The sequence below is a fragment of the Mycobacterium sp. UM_CSW genome (genome assembly GCF_000455205.1).
Lineage (GTDB): Bacteria > Actinomycetota > Actinomycetes > Mycobacteriales > Mycobacteriaceae > Mycobacterium.
In genome coordinates this window covers 1-3,532 of the sequence record NZ_AUWQ01000136.1, presented here as the reverse complement: position 1 = coordinate 3,532, position 3,532 = coordinate 1, and the positions used below count along the sequence as shown (strand labels likewise).

The window sequence follows — 3,532 nt, the reverse complement described above, 5'->3', positions numbered from 1 at the left end:
CGGCGCGGCCGCCGCCGTCGTCAAGAACATGTCCGCGTCGCTGGACGTGCCGACGGCGACGAGCGTGCGGGCCATCCCGGCCAAGCTGCTGATCGACAACCGGATCGTCATCAACAACCAGCTCAAGCGCACCCGCGGCGGCAAGATCTCGTTCACCCACCTGCTGGGCTACGCGCTGGTGCAGGCGATCAAGCAGTTCCCGAACATGAACCGGCACTACGCCGAGGTCGACGGCAAGCCGACCGCGATCACGCCCGCGCACACCAACCTCGGCCTGGCCATCGACCTGCAGGGCAAGGACGGCAAGCGCTCCCTGGTGGTGGCCGGCATCAAGCGCTGCGAGGAATTGCGGTTCGCGCAGTTCGTCACCGCATATGAGGACATCGTGCGCCGCGCCCGCGACGGCAAGCTCACCGCGGAAGACTTTGCGGGCGTGACGATTTCGCTGACCAACCCGGGCACCATCGGCACCGTGCACTCGGTGCCCCGGCTGATGGCCGGCCAGGGCGCCATCATCGGCGTCGGCGCCATGGAGTACCCCGCCGAGTTCCAGGGCGCCAGCGAGGAGCGCATCGCCGAGCTGGGCATCGGCAAGCTGATCACCCTGACGTCCACCTACGACCACCGCATCATCCAGGGCGCGGAGTCCGGCGACTTCCTGCGCACCATCCACGAGATGCTGCTCTCGGACGGCTTCTGGGACGAGATCTTCCGCGAGCTGGGCAACCCGTACCTGCCGGTGCGCTGGAGCACCGACAACCCCGACTCGATCGTCGACAAGAACGCCCGGGTGATGGAGTTGATCGCGGCCTACCGCAACCGCGGGCACCTGATGGCCGACATCGACCCGCTGCGCCTGGACAGCACCCGGTTCCGCAGCCACCCCGACCTCGAGATCCTCAACCACGGCCTGACGCTGTGGGACCTCGACCGGGTGTTCAAGGTCAACGGCTTCGCCGGCTGCGAGTACAAGAAGCTGCGCGACGTGCTGGGCCTGCTGCGCGACGCCTACTGCCGCCACATCGGGGTGGAGTACACCCACATCCTCGAGCCCGAACAGCAACAGTGGCTGCAGGAGCGGGTCGAGACCAAGCACGTCAAACCCACCGTGGCCGAACAGAAGTTCATCCTGAGCAAGCTCAACGCCGCCGAGGCCTTCGAGACCTTCCTGCAGACCAAATACGTTGGGCAGAAACGGTTTTCGCTGGAAGGCGCGGAGAGTGTGATCCCGATGATGGACGCGGCCATCGACCAGTGCGCCGAGCACGGCCTCGACGAGGTGGTCATCGGGATGCCGCACCGCGGCCGGCTCAACGTGCTGGCCAACATCGTCGGCAAGCCGTATTCGCAGATCTTTTCCGAGTTCGAGGGCAACCTCAACCCGTCGCAGGCGCACGGCTCCGGCGACGTCAAGTACCACCTGGGCGCCACCGGCGTGTACCTGCAGATGTTCGGCGACAACGACATTCAGGTCTCGCTGACCGCCAACCCGTCGCACCTGGAGGCCGTCGACCCGGTGCTGGAAGGCCTGGTCCGGGCCAAGCAGGACCTGCTGAACCACGGCTCGCAGGACGACGGCGACGAGAAGGCCTTCTCCGTGGTGCCGATGATGATGCACGGCGACGCCGCCTTCGCCGGGCAGGGGGTCGTCGCCGAGACGCTGAACCTGGCGAACCTGCCCGGTTACCGCGTCGGCGGCACCATCCACATCATCGTCAACAACCAGATCGGCTTCACCACCGCGCCGGAGTACTCCAGGTCCAGCGAATACTGCACAGATGTCGCAAAGATGGTGGGGGCGCCCATCTTTCACGTCAATGGCGACGACCCCGAGGCCTGCGTGTGGGTGGCCAAGCTGGCCGTCGACTTCCGGCAGCGGTTCAAGAAGGACGTCATCATCGACATGCTGTGCTACCGCCGCCGCGGCCACAACGAGGGCGACGACCCGTCGATGACCAACCCGTACATGTACGACGTCGTGGACACCAAGCGCGGGGCCCGCAAGAGCTACACCGAAGCCCTGATCGGTCGCGGCGACATCTCGCTGAAGGAAGCCGAGGACGCGCTGCGCGACTACCAGGGCCAGTTGGAGCGGGTGTTCAACGAGGTCCGCGACTTGGAGAAGCACGGCGTGCAGCCCAGCGCCTCGGTGGAGGCCGACCAGCCGGTCCCCGCGGGGCTGGCCACCGCGGTGGACAAGTCGCTGCTGGCCCGCATCGGCGACGCCTTCCTTTCCGTGCCAGACGGTTTCACCGTGCATCCGCGCGTGCAGCCGGTGCTGGAAAAGCGCCGCGAGATGGCCTACGAGGGCAAGATCGACTGGGCGTTCGGCGAGCTGCTGGCGCTGGGTTCGCTGGTGTCGGAGGGCAAGCTGGTACGGCTGTCCGGGCAGGACACCCGGCGCGGCACCTTCTCCCAGCGGCACTCGGTGATCATCGACCGCAACACCGGCGAGGAGTTCACGCCGCTGCAACTGCTGGCGACGAACCTCGACGGCACCCCCACCGGCGGCAAGTTCCTGGTGTACGACTCGCCGCTGTCGGAGTACGCCGCCGTCGGCTTCGAGTACGGCTACACCGTGGGCAACCCGGACGCGCTCGTGCTGTGGGAGGCCCAGTTCGGCGACTTCGTCAACGGTGCGCAGTCGATCATCGACGAGTTCATCAGCTCCGGCGAGGCCAAGTGGGGTCAGCTGTCCAACGTGGTGCTGCTGCTGCCGCACGGGCACGAGGGGCAGGGTCCCGACCACACCTCCGGGCGCATCGAGCGCTTCCTGCAGCTGTGGGCGGAAGGTTCGATGACCATCGCGATGCCCTCGACGCCGTCCAACTACTTCCACCTACTGCGGCGGCATGCGCTCGACGGCATCCAGCGCCCGCTGATCGTGTTCACGCCGAAGTCGATGCTCCGCAACAAGGCGGCGGTCAGCGACATCAAGGACTTCACCGAGATCAAGTTCCGCTCGGTGCTCGAGGAGCCCACCTACGAGGACGGCATCGGTGATCGCGGCGCGGTTCGGCGGATCCTGCTGACCAGCGGGAAGATCTACTACGAGCTGGTGGCCCGCAAGGCCAAGGACCACCGCGACGACGTCGCGATCGTGCGCATCGAGCAACTGGCCCCGCTGCCCAAGCGCCGGCTGAACGAGACGCTGGACCGCTACCCGGCCGTCGAGGAGTTCTTCTGGGTGCAGGAGGAGCCGGCCAACCAGGGTGCGTGGCCGCGGTTCGGCCTTGAGCTGCCGGAGTTGTTGCCGGACAAGCTAACCGGGCTCAAGCGCATCTCGCGGCGCGCCATGTCGGCCCCGTCGTCGGGCTCGTCGAAGGTGCACGCCGTCGAGCAGCAGGAGATTCTGGACACGGCGTTCCGCTAGCCCTCCCGGCGCGAGCAGACGCAAAAGCCCCCGACACGCCGTGCCCGCGGGGGCTTTTGCGTCTGCTCGGCGTACTAGCCCTAAGCGTGCGTCGCGCCGTTGTTGCCGGTGGCGCCGGGCGTCGAACCCGACCCGCCCGCACCGCCGGCGCCGCCGCCA

At 67.3% G+C, this 3,532-nt stretch carries 1 protein-coding gene; it reads left to right on the top strand.

Annotation, left to right across the window (positions count from 1 at the left end):
• Nucleotides 1–3,373 (top strand): multifunctional oxoglutarate decarboxylase/oxoglutarate dehydrogenase thiamine pyrophosphate-binding subunit/dihydrolipoyllysine-residue succinyltransferase subunit (locus N415_RS29205; RefSeq protein ID WP_068189451.1); only part of this gene is annotated, 3,373 nt, incomplete at its 5' end.
• Nucleotides 3,374–3,532 lie beyond the last annotated feature (159 nt).